Raw genomic sequence first — 13,550 nt, forward strand, 5'->3', positions numbered from 1 at the left:
ATCGCGGCAAGCGATCTTGAAAGCCGAAAAGGACGACTTCGGGCGGCCTGGGCGGCGTCGGCGCAGAGTCTTCGGGCTATTCGCCGTCGAAGGGCGGCTCGGCGGTCGCATAGCCGCCTCCGCGCTTCGCGGTGCCGATCGAGGATATGACGATCAGGCCGATCGCCATCCATTGCGTGAAAGTCAGCAGTTCGCCGAGCAGGAAAAAACCCATCAGCGCGCCGACCGCGGGTTCGGCGCTGAGCAGCGTTCCGAAGCTGTTCGGCGGCAGGCGGCGCAGCGCCACCATCTCGAATCCATAGGGAATCGCGCTCGAAACGAGGCCGACGATCAGGCCCGTCGCCAATATCTCCGGGCGGAGCAGTTCCGCACCGGCATGGATGATGCCGACCGGCGCCGCGACGACGGCCGCGACAATCGTGCCGCCTGCCGCGGCGGCGGGTCCGTGCTGCGCGCCCGCACGCTTGCCGAGCAATATATAGGCGGCCCAGCAGAGGCCCGCGAACAGCGCCAGCGCGACGCCGCGCCAGTCGAGATGCGCTGTGCCCTCGCGGATGGGCAGCAGAAGCAGCAGGCCGAACACCGCGATCCCGATCCACAGAAAGTCGGCGCGGCGGCGCGAGGTGAGCACCGCGACGCTCAGCGGGCCGATGAATTCGATCGCGATCGCGATGCCAAGCGGAATATAGCTCAGCGCGTTGTAAAAGCTGAGATTCATCGCGCCGAGCACGACGCCGTAAGCGAGAATCGACCGCCACCCGTCGCGATAGTTCAGCCGCCACGGGCGGAGCACCACCGACAGCAGGACTGCGCCGAAGATCAGGCGTAGCGCCGTGGTCCCCGCGGGCCCCACCAGCGGAAACAGGCTCTTTGCCAGCGCCGCGCCGCCCGTCACCGACACGAGCGACAGGAACAGCGCGCCAAGCGCGAGCAGGTCGATCTTCCCGCTGGCGGGGCTCTTGGCGACGGGACCGGTCATAGGCGCCCGTCGTTGGACAAGGCCGGACCAATGCGCAAGCCATGAAAATGCCCGATCGAGCCGCCTGACCATTGTTTCGATGCTCCATACAGGATGGTGCTGGAAGATTCGAACAACCCCGCGTAAGGGCGCGGATCATGAGGATCGCGATCATCGATACCAGCACGACGCGCGCGGCGATCATCTCCGATGGCTTGCGCGAGGCGGGACTCGACGATCTGGTGCTGATCGATCCCGCCGGCGCGCTCGCCCGCCAGATCGAGGCGGCGCAGCCCGAAGTCGTCCTGATCAACCTCGAAAACCCCAGCCGCGATTTGCTCGAGGATTATTTCGCCATGTCGCGCGCGCTGGCGCGGCCGATCGCGATGTTCGTCGACCAGAGCGACGCCGAGGCGACCGGGGCGGCGATCGACGCGGGCGTATCGGCCTATGTCGTCGATGGCTTGTCGAAACAGCGGATCAAGCCGGTGATCGACCTGGCAGTGCGGCGGTTCCAGGCCTTTTCGCGCCTCCAGCGCGAACTCGACGAGGCGAAGAACGCGCTCGCCGAGCGCGCGGTCATCGACAAGGCCAAGGCGATATTGATGAGGCGCCGCCAGGTCGACGAGCCCGCGGCCTATGCGTTGCTGCGCGGCCAGGCGATGCGCACCAACCGCCGCATTTCCGAAATCGCGGAGGCGATCGTGACCAGCGAGGCGCTGATGGGAGACATGGAATGAGTGCCGAACGCTTCCGCATCGGTTTCCTGCCGCTGGTCGACGCCGCCTTGCCGATCCTGGCGCACGAACTGGGCTTCGCCGCGCGCGAGGGTGTCGAGATCGAGCTCGTCCGCGACATGACCTGGGCGACGGTGCGCGACCGGCTGCTCTACGGCCACACCGACGCGGCGCACATGATCGCCCCCCTTGCGATCGCGACCGCACTCGGCCGCGACCGGCCCGCGGTGCCGATGGCCGTGCCCTTCGTTCTCGGGCTGAACGGCAATGCCGTGACCTTTTCGACCGCCCTCGCCCGCGCAGCCGGGCTGGGGAACGAGCTCGGCGACCCAGTCGTGGTCGGCGCGGCGCTGCGCGAGGTCGCGGCGGCGCGCAAGGCGGCGGGCAAACCGCTGCGCTTCGGCGTCGTTCATCGCTATTCGAGCCATAATTACATGCTGCGCTACTGGCTCGCGGGGGTCGGCATCCGCCCCGACGCCGATGTCGAGATCGTCGTCACCAGCCCCCCTTTCGCCGCCGACGCGCTGGCGGCGGGCGAGGTCGATGGCATCTGCGTCGGCGAACCGTGGAATTCGATCGCCGTCGATCGCGGCGTCGGCCAGATCCCGCTCGCGACCGCGCAAATCTGGCGCCGGGGGGTCGAGAAGGTGCTCGCGCTGCGCGAAGCCGTCGCCAAGGAGCGTCGCGATGCGGTCGAGGCGCTGGTCCGCGCGCTGCACGCCGCCGCCGCCCATTTCGTCGAGCCCGGCACCGCCGGGGACAGCGCCGACATATTAGCGCGCGCCGAATATCTCGACGCGCCGCAGGACGCCGTGCTGCGCGCGATCACCGACCGCATCCGCGTCGTTCCGGGCGGCGATCCCGTCGATTATCCCGATTTCATGTTCCAATATCGCGAGGCGGCCAATTTTCCGTGGCGCAGCCAGGCGGCGTGGCTCTATTCGCAGATGCTGCGTTGGGACGGCGCCGCCTTTTCGTCCGCCGACGCCGAGGTCGCGGCTGGCGTCTTCCGCCCCGACATCTACCGCGCCGCGCTGGCCGGCTCCGGCGCGCCGCTTCCGGGTGCCAGCTCGAAGCTCGAAGGCGGGCTCGACGCCCCGATCGGCGCGGGGTCGGTGCAGGGGCGGCTCATGCTCGGCAGCGACCGCTTTTTCGACGGCCGCGCCTTCGACCCTGAGGACATCGTCGGCTATCTCGCTGATCTTCCATGAATTATATTTTTGCTGCACCTGCGAAATAAACGCTTGCGACCAATTCGCGAATCAGGCAGCTTAGAACCACTCGGCAAGGCTGCCGGGGCAGGATAAAGCGGCGACGGCTCCAACGAGGGGGCCGAACCGCAAGCGGACGGGGAGCTTTTCCCCGACATTCCAACAGGCAATGAAGCCGTCAGGATGCGCCCGCATGGCCGCCGTCCTGGCGGCTTTTTTATTGCCCGTCGCGCAAAGGGACGGACGATGACGACAGCAACGGGCGCCGCGGTGCCCAAATCGAGTTTCCGGGCGAGCGGCCACTGGCCGACGCTCGTGGCCGCCTTTCTCTATTTCGATCTCGCCTTCATGGTGTGGGTCATCCTCAGCCCGCTCGCACCCGCGATCGCAGACGATCTGGGGCTCACCCCGGCCCAAACGGGCCTGATGGTCGCGGTGCCGACGCTCGCGGGCGCCGTTCTGCGTATCGCGGCCGGCCTGCTCGTCGATCGCATCGGGCCGAAACGCGCGGGCGCGATCAGTCAGGTCATCGTCATCGCGGGCCTGTCCGCAGCGTGGCTGACGGGCGTGAGCAGCTTCGCAGGCACGCTCGCACTCGGCGTCATCCTCGGCTTCGCGGGGGCGAGCTTCGCGATCGCGCTGCCGCTCGCGAGCCGCTGGTATCCGCCGGAGCATCAGGGCAAGGCGATGGGGCTCGCCGGCATGGGCAATTCGGGCACCGTGCTCGCGGCGCTATTCGCCCCCGGCCTCGCCAGGCTGTTCGGCTGGAACGCCGCGCTCGGGCTCGCTTGCATCCCGCTGACGATCGTCTTCCTCCTCTATCTCGTCATGGCGAAGGACGCGCCGAACGCGCCCGCGCCGAAGCGGCTGGCCGACTATTTCCAGCCGCTGAGGACCGCCGACGCCTGGTGGCTCATGGCTTTCTACTCGGTGACCTTCGGCGGCTTCGTCGGGCTCGCCGCCTCGCTGCCGATCTATTTCACCGACCAGTTCCACCTGAACCCGGTGACGGCGGGCGCCTGCACCGCCGCCTGTGTTTTTGCCGGGTCGCTGGTGCGGCCGATGGGCGGCGCGCTCGCCGACCGCATCGGCGGGGTGCGCGCGCTGATGAGCGTCTTCGTCGTCGCGGCGCTGGCGCTCGCCGGTGTACCGCAGGCCGCGACCCTGTCCGCCGCGATGGGGCTGTTCGTGATCGCGATGCTCGCGTTCGGGGTCGGCAACGGATCGGTGTTCCAGCTCGTCCCGCAACGCTTTGCCGCCGAGATCGGCGTGATGACGGGGCTGGTCGGCATGGCGGGCGGGGTCGGCGGCTTCGCCCTCGCCTCCTCGCTCGGCTTCGCGAAACAGTGGAGCGGCAGCTTCGCGCCCGCCTTTCACCTCTTCGCCGGCCTTGCTGTCGCGGCACTCGTCGCGCTCGCCTTCGTCAAGGGCCAGTGGCGCCGGTCGTGGGCCGCCGCCGACGGCGTGCGAATCTGAACCTCTCCCCGAATATTCGACTGGATTCGATGATGGAACATAGCCCCCTCTCCCCCGACGCCGACACGCGCGAACATCTCGTCGTCATCGGCAACGGCATGGCGGGATGCCGCGCGGTCGAGGAACTGCTCGCGCGTGACCCCGACCGTTTCCGCATCACGATCTTCGGCGCCGAGCCGCGCGTCAATTACAACCGCATCATGCTTTCCCCCGTGCTCGCGGGCGAGAAAGCCTTCGACGACATCGTGATCAACGATGCGGGCTGGTATGCGGACAATGGCATCGCGCTGGTCGCGGGCGATCCGGTGGTCGCGATCGACCGCGCCGCGAAGACGGTAACGACGCGCGGCGGGGTCGGCGAACGCTATGACAGGCTGCTGATCGCGACCGGCTCCGACCCCTTCATCATTCCAGTGCCCGGCAAGGATCTGCCCGGCGTCATCGCCTTTCGCGACATGGACGATGTCGGCACGATGCTCACCGCCGCCGAAAAGGGCGGCAGCGCGGTGGTGATCGGAGGCGGGCTGCTCGGGCTCGAGGCCGCGCACGGGCTGTCCTTGCGCGGCATGACGGTCACCGTTCTCCACCTGATGCCGACGCTGATGGAGCGCCAGCTCGACGAAGCGGCGGGATGGCTGCTCAAGCAGGCATTGGAAGCGCGCGGCCAGACGATCCTGACCGGCGCCGACACCGCCGAAATCGTCGGCGACGGCAAGGTCGAGGGCGTGAAGCTCAAGGACGGCACGCTCATCCCCGCCAGCCTCGTCGTGATGGCGGTCGGCATCCGCCCCGCGACCGGGCTCGCGCGCGACGCGGGGCTGGCAGTCGGTCGCGGCATCCGGGTCGACGACCATATGGTGACGAGCGACCCGGCGATCCTCGCGGTCGGCGAATGCGTCGAGCATGACGGGCAGGTCTATGGCCTCGTCGCGCCGTTGTGGGACATGTGCCGGAGCCTCGCCGACGGGCTGGTCGAAAAACCGAGCGGCTATCGCGGATCGGTGACCTCGACCAAGCTCAAGGTGTCGGGGATCGACGTCTTTTCGGCGGGCGATTTCTCGGGCGGCGACGGCTGCGAAGACATCGTGCTGCGCGACGCAAGCCGCGGCGTCTACAAGCGCGTGATCGTCAAGGACGACCGCATCGTCGGCGCGGTGCTCTATGGCGACACCGCCGACGGCAACTGGTATTTCGACCTGCTCAAGAAGCAGGAGGACGTCTCGGACCTTCGCGACCTGCTGATCTTCGGCCAGGCCTTCGCCGCGGGAGGCGGCGCGGCGGACCCTAAGGCAGCCGTTGCGGCGCTTTCCGACGATGCGGAAATCTGCGGCTGCAACGGCGTCACCAAGGGGCAGGTCGTCTCCTGCATCGCCAAGGGCGCGCACAGCCTCGACGCGGTGCGCGGCACCTGCAAGGCGTCGGCAAGCTGCGGCAGCTGCACCGGGCTCGTCGAAAATCTGCTCGCGCTGACGCTCGGCGACGATGTGCAGAGCGGCCCCAAGACGATGTGCAAATGCACCAGTTTCGGCCACGACGACGTCCGCCGCGAGATCGTCGCGCAAGACATGCGCTCGATCCCCGAGGTGATGCAGAAATTGCACTGGACCACCCCCGACGGCTGCTCCTCGTGCCGCCCGGCGCTCAATTATTATCTGCTCTGCGCGCTGCCCGGCGACTATGTCGACGACCAGCAGAGCCGTTTCGTCAACGAGCGGCTGCACGCCAATATCCAGAAAGACGGCACTTATTCGGTCGTCCCGCGCATGTGGGGCGGGCTGACCAACCCGACCGAGCTGCGCGCGATCGCCGATGTGGTCGAAAAGTACAACGCGCCGATGGTCAAGGTCACCGGCGGCCAGCGGCTCGACATCTTCGGGATCAAGAAGGAAGACCTGCCCGCGGTCTGGGCCGACCTCAATGCCGCGGGCATGGTTTCGGGCCACGCCTATGGCAAGGCGCTGCGCACCGTGAAGACCTGCGTCGGGTCCGAATGGTGCCGCTTCGGTACGCAGGATTCGACCGGGCTCGGCGTCAAGCTCGAACGGATGAGCTGGGGCAGCTGGATGCCGCACAAGTTCAAGATCGCGGTGTCGGGCTGCCCGCGCAACTGCGCCGAAGCGACGATCAAGGATTTCGGCGTCGTGTGCGTCGACAGCGGCTACGAACTCCATGTCGGCGGCAACGGCGGCATCCACGTCCGCGCCACCGACCTCTTGTGCAAGGTCGCGACCGAGCAGGAGGCGATGGATACTTGCGCCGCCTTCATCCAGCTCTACCGCGAGGAAGCGCGTTATCTCGAGCGCACCGCGCCGTGGATCGAACGCGTCGGGCTCGACCATATCAAGGCGCGCATCGTCGAGGACGCCGCCGGTCGCGAGGCGCTGCGCGCGCGCTTCCTCATCTCGCAAAGCTTCAGTCAGGACGATCCATGGGCGCAGCGCGCCGAAGGCGCCGAGGCCGAACATCACGCGCCGATGGCGCGCTTCATTCCGCAGAAGGAAATCGCATGACCACCGCAGAATGGCTCGACATCGGCTGGGTCGACCAGATCCCGGTGCGCGGCAGCCGCACCGTGCAGGTCGAGGGCGGCGACGACATCGCACTCTTCCGCACCGCCGAGGGCAAGGTCTTCGCTTTGCTCGACCGCTGTCCGCACAAGCATGGGCGGCTCAGCCAGGGGATCGTCCACGACGGCGCAGTCGCCTGTCCGCTGCACAATTGGCGGATCAGCCTGTCGACCGGCGAGGCGCTCGGCGAGGACAAGGGCTGCACCCCGACGGTGCCGGTCAAGATCGACGGCGGCCGCGTGCTGATCTGCCGCGCGAGCACGCTGAAAGCGGCGGCGTGACTTCCGCTCTCCCATCCCTGCGCCCCCGCGAAGGCGGGGGCCCATCTCCTGCGCTATCATCTTCCAATCGCCGTTGGTGTCGTGCCGACCGGGTAGGAGATGGGCCCCCGCCTTCGCGGGGGCACGGCAATCCGGAAAAGGGATGGCGGCTTTCATGACCGCCATCCGCACCACCTGCGCCTATTGCGGCGTAGGCTGCGGCATCCGCGCGACGGTGACGGGCGAACGCACGGTCGAGATTGCCGGCGACCCCGATCATCCCGCGAACCGCGGCCGCCTCTGCTCGAAGGGCACGCATCTTGGCGAGACCGTCGGCCTCCAAGGCCGCCTCCTCCATCCGATGATCGGCAGCAAGCGCACAAGCTGGGACAAGGCGCTCGACCTCGTCGCCAAGCGGTTCAAGGAAACCATCGCCCGCCACGGCCCGAATAGCGTCGCCTTCTACGTCTCGGGGCAATTGCTCACCGAGGATTATTATGTCGCGAACAAGCTGATGAAGGGCTTCATCGGCAGCGCGAACATCGACACCAATTCAAGGCTTTGCATGTCGAGCGCGGTCGCCGGCCATATGCGCGCGTTCGGCGAGGATGTCGTGCCCGCGACCTATGACGATCTCGACGCCGCCGACCTGATCGTCCTCGTCGGCAGCAACACCGCCTGGTGCCACCCGATCGTCTATCAGCGCATCCGCACGCGCTGCGAGGCAGGGGCGAAGCTCGTCGTCATCGACCCGCGCCGCACCGAGACCGCCGAGGAAGCCGACCTGCACCTCGCGATCCGCCCGGGCAGCGACGTCGCGCTGATGACCGGCCTGCTCCACCATTGCCGCGAAGCGGGCATCGTCGACGAAGACTATCTCGCCGCGCATGTCGCGGTGCCGGAAGATTTCTGGAACCAGCTTGGAGAGGGAAATGACCTGTGGTCGGTGGCGCGCATCTGCGACGTCCCCGCTGCCGACCTCAGGCATTTCTACGAACTGTTCGCGGCGACCTCACGCACCGTCACCCTGTTCAGCCAGGGGATCAACCAGTCGACCGCGGGCACCGATCAGGTCAATGCGATCACCAATGTCCACCTCGCGACCGGCCGCATCGGCAAGCCCGGCGCCGCGCCCTTTTCGATCACCGGCCAGCCCAACGCGATGGGCGGGCGCGAGGTCGGCGGACTCGCCTCGACGCTCGCCGCGCACATGGATTTCGCGCCCGAAAACCGCGCGCGTGTCCAGCGCTTCTGGGCGTCGCCGACGATAGCCGAAAAGCCCGGCCTCAAGGCCGTCGACCTGTTCCGCAGCCTCGGCGAGGGGCGCATCAAGGCGCTGTGGGTGATGGCGACCAACCCCGCCGTCTCGATGCCCGACGCCAATGCGGTGCGCGAGGCGCTGAAGACCTGCCCTTTCGTCGTCGTCAGCGACGTGATCGAGAAAACCGACACTGGCACCTTCGCGCATGTCCGCCTGCCCGCCGCCGCCTGGGGCGAGAAGGACGGCACGGTCACCAACAGCGACCGGACGATCAGCCGCCAGCGCGCGCTGTTTTCGTTGCCGAGCGAAGCGATGCCCGACTGGTGGATCATCAAGGAGGTCGCGCGGCGCATGGGGTGGAAGACCGCCTTTTCCTATGATCGTCCCGCCGACATCTGGCGCGAGCATTGCCGCCTGTCGAACTACGACAATGGCGGCGCGCGGCTGTTCGCGCTGCCCCGCGCGGCGCTCGGCGGCAACGCCGCCTATGACGCGATGGAGCCTTTTCGCTGGGGCGGCAAGCACCCCTTCGCCGACGGGCGCTTTTCGACCGAAGACGGCCGCGCGCGGTTGGTGCCGGTGACGCAAAAGCCCCTGCCCGAACCGCTCGCCAAATGGCCGTTGACGCTTAACACCGGCCGCTATCGCGACCAGTGGCACAGCATGACGCGCACGGGTCTCGCGCCCAAGCTCGCGCGTCACCGCGAGGAGCCGCTCGTCGAAGTCCACCCCGACGACGGCGCGCGGCTCGGTCTGACCGACGGCGGCCTCGCGCGCGTGGAAACACCGCAAGGCGACAGCCTCTACCGCGTCGCCTTTCACGCGGGCCAGCGCCCCGGCGAGCTGTTCGTCCCGATCCACTGGACCGACCGCACCTCGAGCGGCGGGCGGACGGGCCTGCTTCCCCGCCCGCTCGTCGATCCGGTATCGGGCCAGCCGGGCTTCAAGCGCACCCCCGCCTCAATCGCCGCGGTCACGCCCAAATGGCGCGGCTTCCTGCTGCTCGCGCGCGAACTGCCCGAAACGCCGCGCTGCCTCTGGGCAACGCGCGTCGCGGTGCCTTCGGGCGTGATGTGGGAGGTCGCGGGCAATGGCGACCTCAAGAGCATCGAGGCGCTACTCCCTAAAGGCGAGCGTATCGAAGCGCAGGATGCCGCGCGCGGAACGCGCCGCATCGCCATCGTCGCGAACGACTGCCTCGCCGGTGCGCTCTTCGTCACCGAAACCGGCGAACTCCCGCCGCGCGACTGGTTGATCGCGCAGCTCGCCGCGCCGGGCGTCGCGCCGACCTTGCTCGCCGGCCGCGCACCCGGCGCACAGGTCGACCGCGGTCCGATCATCTGCGTCTGCTTCGACGTCGGGCTGAAAACGATTGTTGCCGCGATCCGCGACCGGAGCCTCGCCGACGTCGCCGCGATCGGCGGCGCATTGGGCGCCGGCACCAACTGCGGGTCGTGCCGCCCCGCGCTCGCCCGCATATTGACCGAGGAGACCAGCAATGCAGCCTGACGATTTTGCGCCCGGCACCGTCTGGCTGGTGGGCGCCGGCCCGGGCGACCCGGACTTGCTGACGATGAAGGCGGTGCGCCTGATCGATGCCGCCGACATCGTCTTTTACGACGCGCTGGTCGGGAGCGGCGTCCTCGACCTCATTCCCGCGCGCATCGAGCGCGTCAGCGTCGGCAAACGATCGGGGCGCCACTCGAAGGATCAGGCGACGATCGACGCCCTCCTCGTCGCGGCTGCGCGAGCGGGCAAGCGCGTGGTCCGGCTAAAAGGCGGCGATCCGACGCTGTTCGCCCGCGCAACCGAAGAGACCGACGCACTCAAGGAGGCGGGCTTTCCCGTCCGCATCTGTCCCGGCATCACCGCCGCGAGCGCCGCCGCCGCGTCGGCGGGCATGTCGCTTTCGCTGCGCGGCGTCGCGCGCGACGTTCGCTTCGTGACGGCGCACAGCCGCCGCGGCGCCGCGCTCGACATCGACTGGTCTTCGCTGGCGCGCGGCGGATCGACCCTCGCCTTCTACATGGGCCGCGAAGCCGCGGGCGAAATCCGCCGCGGTCTGATGCGGGCCGGAATGCCGGGCGAAATGCCGGTGATGATCGCGTGCGCGGTCAGCAGCCCCGGCGAACGGCGGCTCGTCACCAGGCTAGATTTGCTCGACCTCGCGACCAAATCCTTCGCGGCGGACGCGCCGACGCTCATTCTGGTCGGCCCCGCGGTGGCGCTCGCCAGCAGCGCGTCCGCGTTGCCCGCGAACGCCTCCCGCGCCGCCCAGGGGCAATAGGGATCAGCGCAATTTTCGTCCCTCGGCGTCCCACACTTCGACCGCGCCGAGCCCCAGCGCACGAATCTTCGCCTCGATCTTCGACAGGTCGCCGACGATCACCCAGCTCATCGCATCGGGGCGCAGCATCTCGTCCGCCGCCTTCGTAATCGCGGCCGGCGTCAGCGCGCCATATCTGGCCGGCAGGGTCGCCAGATAGTCATAGGGTTTGTCGTAGAGCGACACATATTGCAGATAGTTGACGAACGCCTGGTTGGTTTCGAACTGCCCCGGCAGCGCCAGCACATTGCCCTTCACCATCCTGTCGAGCTCGGCTTGCGTCGCGGGGCGCTCGCCTCGGATCGCGCGGATTTCCTTGTCGACCTCCGCCAGCGCCTCCGCCGTCTTGTCGGTCTGGACGCTGGTCGCCACCCCGAAATTCTGCGGCCCGCGCTGCTCGTTGACGAAGCTGCTCGCTCCATAGGTCCAGCCCTTGGCCTCGCGCAGGTTCATGTTGAGCCGCGCGGTGAAGCTGCCACCCAATATGCCGTTCGCGGCGTCATAGTCGAAGTTCCGCGGATCGAGACCGTCAGGCAGCAACTGGCCGACGCGGATGACCGACTGGAGTGCGCCCGGCTTGTCGACCAGCACCACCCGGCTCGCGGTGGCGAAGGGGATTGCGGGCACCGACTTGCTGCCCTTGGCTCCGGCCGGAGCCTCCCAGCTGCCGAACCCTTTTTCGAGCAGCGCCGTCAGCTCCTCGATCGTCGTATCGCCGCTTGCGTAGATGACGGCATTGTCCGGGCGCACCCAGCGCGCGTGCCAGCCGGCGACATCGGCGCGGGTGAAGGCGCTCAGCGTCTCCGCCCGTCCGGCAAGCTGCGCGCCATAGGGATGCGCCGCGCCGTAAAGGACGTTGGTGAACGTCCGCTGCGCGATCGCGGTCGGTTCGGCGAGCGATTGCGAAATACCCGACAGGCTGAGCGTGCGAGCACGCTCCAGATCCTCGGCACGGAAGCCCGGGGTACGAATATAGCTCGCCCACAACGCAATCGTCGCGGGCAGTTCACGGCTGAGCGACGAAAGAAGAAAACTGGTCGTGTCGCTGCCCGAACTCGCATAGAGCCGGGCTCCGAGCGAGGCCTGCTTCTCCTCGAATTGCTGCGCCGTCAACCCGGACGGGCCGTCGCCCATCAGTTGCAGCGCGAAACCGCCGAGCCCCTTCTGGTCGGGCGCGTCCGCCGCCGTCCCCGCATCGAACACGATCGCCATGTCGACCGTCGGCACTTTGCGGCGCGGCGAAAAGACGAGGCGGATGCCGTTCGAGAGCCGCGCCTCCTGCGCGACCGGCAGGGTCAGGCCGGGCGAGGCCGCAAGGTCGGGCAGCTTGCTGCGATCGGCGCCATCGGCCATCACCGTGTGCGCCGCATAGGGAAGCACCGTCAGCTTGTGCGCGCCGCGGGTCAGCCAATCCTTGGCGTCGGCGAGCACCGCGGCGCCGGTGACGGCGTCGAACCGCTTGTTGTCCTCGGCATATTCGGCCGGATTGTTCGCGAAGATCAGCCCGTCGGCCAGCGCCATCGCGCGGACATAGACCGATTCCAGCGCGCGGATATTGTTGCCGTAGTTGGTCACCTTCGCCCGCTTCAGCTCGTCGGCGGTCGGGCCGGTCGCGAGAAAATCGTCGATCGCCCGCTCGATCACGGCCTCGGCGTCCTTCGGATCAACGCCGGGTTTCAGCCGCGCATCGATCGAGAAGATCCCTGCGACCGCCATCGGCTGGTAGTTGACCGATACCGAGGTCGCGAGCGGCTGGTCGAGAACCAGTGCCTTGTAGAGCCGCGACGTCTTGCCGCTGCCGAGCGCGCTTGCGGCGGCGCGCAGCGTCGAGGACTGCGGCGTCCCGCGCCCGGGCGCCGCCCAGCTCCACGACACCGCCGCCTGCGGCACATTGTCGAGCATCGTGTCGCGCTTGTCTTCGGAAAGGCTCGGTACCCACACGGCCGTGCGGCTGACCGGCGGGCCCGCGGGCACGCTGCCGAAATATTTCTCGGCGAGCGCCCGCGCCTCTTTCGCATCGACATCGCCCGACAGCGACAGCACCGCATTGGCGGCGCCATAATATTGACCGAACCAGTCCTTCACATCATCGAGCGACGCGGCGTTCAGATCGTCCATCGATCCGATGATCGGGTGATGATAGGGGTGCCCCGCCGGGAACAGCGCCCGCGCGGTGACGTCGTCCATCTTTGCATAGGGCTGGCTTTCGCGCTGCCTTTTCTCGTTCTGGACGACGCCGCGCTGCTCGTCGAGCTTGGCCTGCGTGATCGCGCCGAGCAGATGACCCATGCGGTCCGATTCCATCCACAGCGCGCGTTCGAGCCCGCCGGTCGGGACAACCTCGTAATAATAGGTCTGGTCGAAGGAGGTCGCGCCGTTCACCGCCGAAGCGCCGATTTCCTGAAGCGGCGGAAACCATTCGTCGTCGCGATGTTCGGACCCGTTGAACATCAGATGCTCGTAAAGATGCGCGAAACCCGACTTGCCCGCCGGCTCGTTGGCCGATCCGACATGATACCAGACGGCGACCGCGACCTTCGGCGTGCTGCGATCCTCGTGGACCACGACGCGCAGGCCATTGGGCAGCGTGAACCGCTCGAAGGGCAGCACCTCGTCGGCTTGCGCGGGCTGAACGAGCGAAAGCGCCGCGGCCGCGGCCGACAGCAAAAGGCTGGTACGGATCATGAGGAGAAGCTCCTGTCGCATCTTCGGGGGAAATCCGGCCGGCCGCTCCGGGACAAGAACGGCCGGCCG

General features: G+C 67.9%; 9 protein-coding genes. 7 read left to right on the forward strand and 2 right to left on the reverse strand.

The window, feature by feature from the left end:
* Positions 1-76: 76 nt before the first annotated feature.
* Complete coding sequence (locus tag QZL87_RS11915; RefSeq protein ID WP_295319617.1) at positions 77-979, reverse strand: DMT family transporter; 903 nt, start codon at positions 977-979, stop codon at positions 77-79.
* 137 nt (positions 980-1,116) lie between these two features.
* Here QZL87_RS11915 and QZL87_RS11920 point away from each other — a divergent pair, with 137 nt between their 5' ends.
* The 7 genes from QZL87_RS11920 (at position 1,117) to cobA (ending at position 10,757) form a co-directional block, all read left to right on the forward strand.
* On the forward strand, positions 1,117-1,698 hold the full coding sequence (locus QZL87_RS11920) for an ANTAR domain-containing protein (protein ID WP_295319620.1): 582 nt from the start codon (positions 1,117-1,119) through the stop codon (positions 1,696-1,698).
* Positions 1,695-2,906: a CmpA/NrtA family ABC transporter substrate-binding protein gene (locus tag QZL87_RS11925; protein WP_295319623.1), complete on the forward strand. Its 1,212-nt coding sequence runs from the start codon at positions 1,695-1,697 to the stop codon at positions 2,904-2,906. Before QZL87_RS11920 ends, QZL87_RS11925 begins: the two co-directional genes overlap by 4 nt.
* A gap of 246 nt (positions 2,907-3,152) precedes the next feature.
* On the forward strand, positions 3,153-4,382 hold the full coding sequence (locus QZL87_RS11930) for a nitrate/nitrite transporter (RefSeq protein ID WP_295319625.1): 1,230 nt from the start codon (positions 3,153-3,155) through the stop codon (positions 4,380-4,382).
* 32 nt (positions 4,383-4,414) lie between these two features.
* Complete coding sequence (nirB, locus tag QZL87_RS11935; RefSeq protein WP_295319627.1) at positions 4,415-6,892, forward strand: nitrite reductase large subunit NirB; 2,478 nt, start codon at positions 4,415-4,417, stop codon at positions 6,890-6,892.
* The gene (gene nirD / locus QZL87_RS11940) at positions 6,889-7,230 is read left to right on the forward strand and encodes a nitrite reductase small subunit NirD (protein ID WP_295319629.1); all 342 of its coding nucleotides are present in this window, start codon (positions 6,889-6,891) and stop codon (positions 7,228-7,230) included. The genes nirB and nirD overlap by 4 nt, the downstream gene beginning before the upstream one ends.
* A gap of 154 nt (positions 7,231-7,384) precedes the next feature.
* A complete protein-coding gene (locus QZL87_RS11945; RefSeq protein WP_295319632.1) occupies positions 7,385-9,979 on the forward strand; it encodes a nitrate reductase in 2,595 nt (864 codons plus the stop codon).
* Positions 9,969-10,757 carry a uroporphyrinogen-III C-methyltransferase gene (gene cobA, locus QZL87_RS11950; RefSeq protein WP_295319635.1) on the forward strand — a complete coding sequence of 263 codons (789 nt, stop codon included), beginning with the start codon at positions 9,969-9,971 and terminating at the stop codon, positions 10,755-10,757. The genes QZL87_RS11945 and cobA overlap by 11 nt, the downstream gene beginning before the upstream one ends.
* A 3-nt stretch (positions 10,758-10,760) precedes the next feature.
* On the opposite strand, the gene QZL87_RS11955 is transcribed toward cobA, so the two are convergent.
* Entirely contained in the window at positions 10,761-13,481 is a 2,721-nt protein-coding gene (locus QZL87_RS11955) for a pitrilysin family protein (protein ID WP_295319637.1), read from the reverse strand.
* Between the last annotated feature and the right edge of the window lie 69 nt (positions 13,482-13,550).

The organism is uncultured Sphingopyxis sp. (assembly GCF_900078365.1).
Taxonomy (GTDB): Bacteria; Pseudomonadota; Alphaproteobacteria; order Sphingomonadales; family Sphingomonadaceae; genus Sphingopyxis.

Excerpts from the sequence above, each read along its gene's own strand:
- QZL87_RS11915 (WP_295319617.1), bottom strand. The coding sequence starts at position 979 with ATGACCGGTCCCGTCGCCAAGAGCCCCGCCAGCGGGAAGATCGACCTG.
- QZL87_RS11920 (WP_295319620.1), top strand. The coding sequence starts at position 1,117 with ATGAGGATCGCGATCATCGATACCAGCACGACGCGCGCGGCGATCATC.
- QZL87_RS11925 (WP_295319623.1), top strand. The coding sequence starts at position 1,695 with ATGAGTGCCGAACGCTTCCGCATCGGTTTCCTGCCGCTGGTCGACGCC.
- QZL87_RS11930 (WP_295319625.1), top strand. The coding sequence starts at position 3,153 with ATGACGACAGCAACGGGCGCCGCGGTGCCCAAATCGAGTTTCCGGGCG.
- nirB (WP_295319627.1), top strand. The coding sequence starts at position 4,415 with ATGGAACATAGCCCCCTCTCCCCCGACGCCGACACGCGCGAACATCTC.
- nirD (WP_295319629.1), top strand. The coding sequence starts at position 6,889 with ATGACCACCGCAGAATGGCTCGACATCGGCTGGGTCGACCAGATCCCG.
- QZL87_RS11945 (WP_295319632.1), top strand. The coding sequence starts at position 7,385 with ATGACCGCCATCCGCACCACCTGCGCCTATTGCGGCGTAGGCTGCGGC.
- cobA (WP_295319635.1), top strand. The coding sequence starts at position 9,969 with ATGCAGCCTGACGATTTTGCGCCCGGCACCGTCTGGCTGGTGGGCGCC.
- QZL87_RS11955 (WP_295319637.1), bottom strand. The coding sequence starts at position 13,481 with ATGATCCGTACCAGCCTTTTGCTGTCGGCCGCGGCCGCGGCGCTTTCG.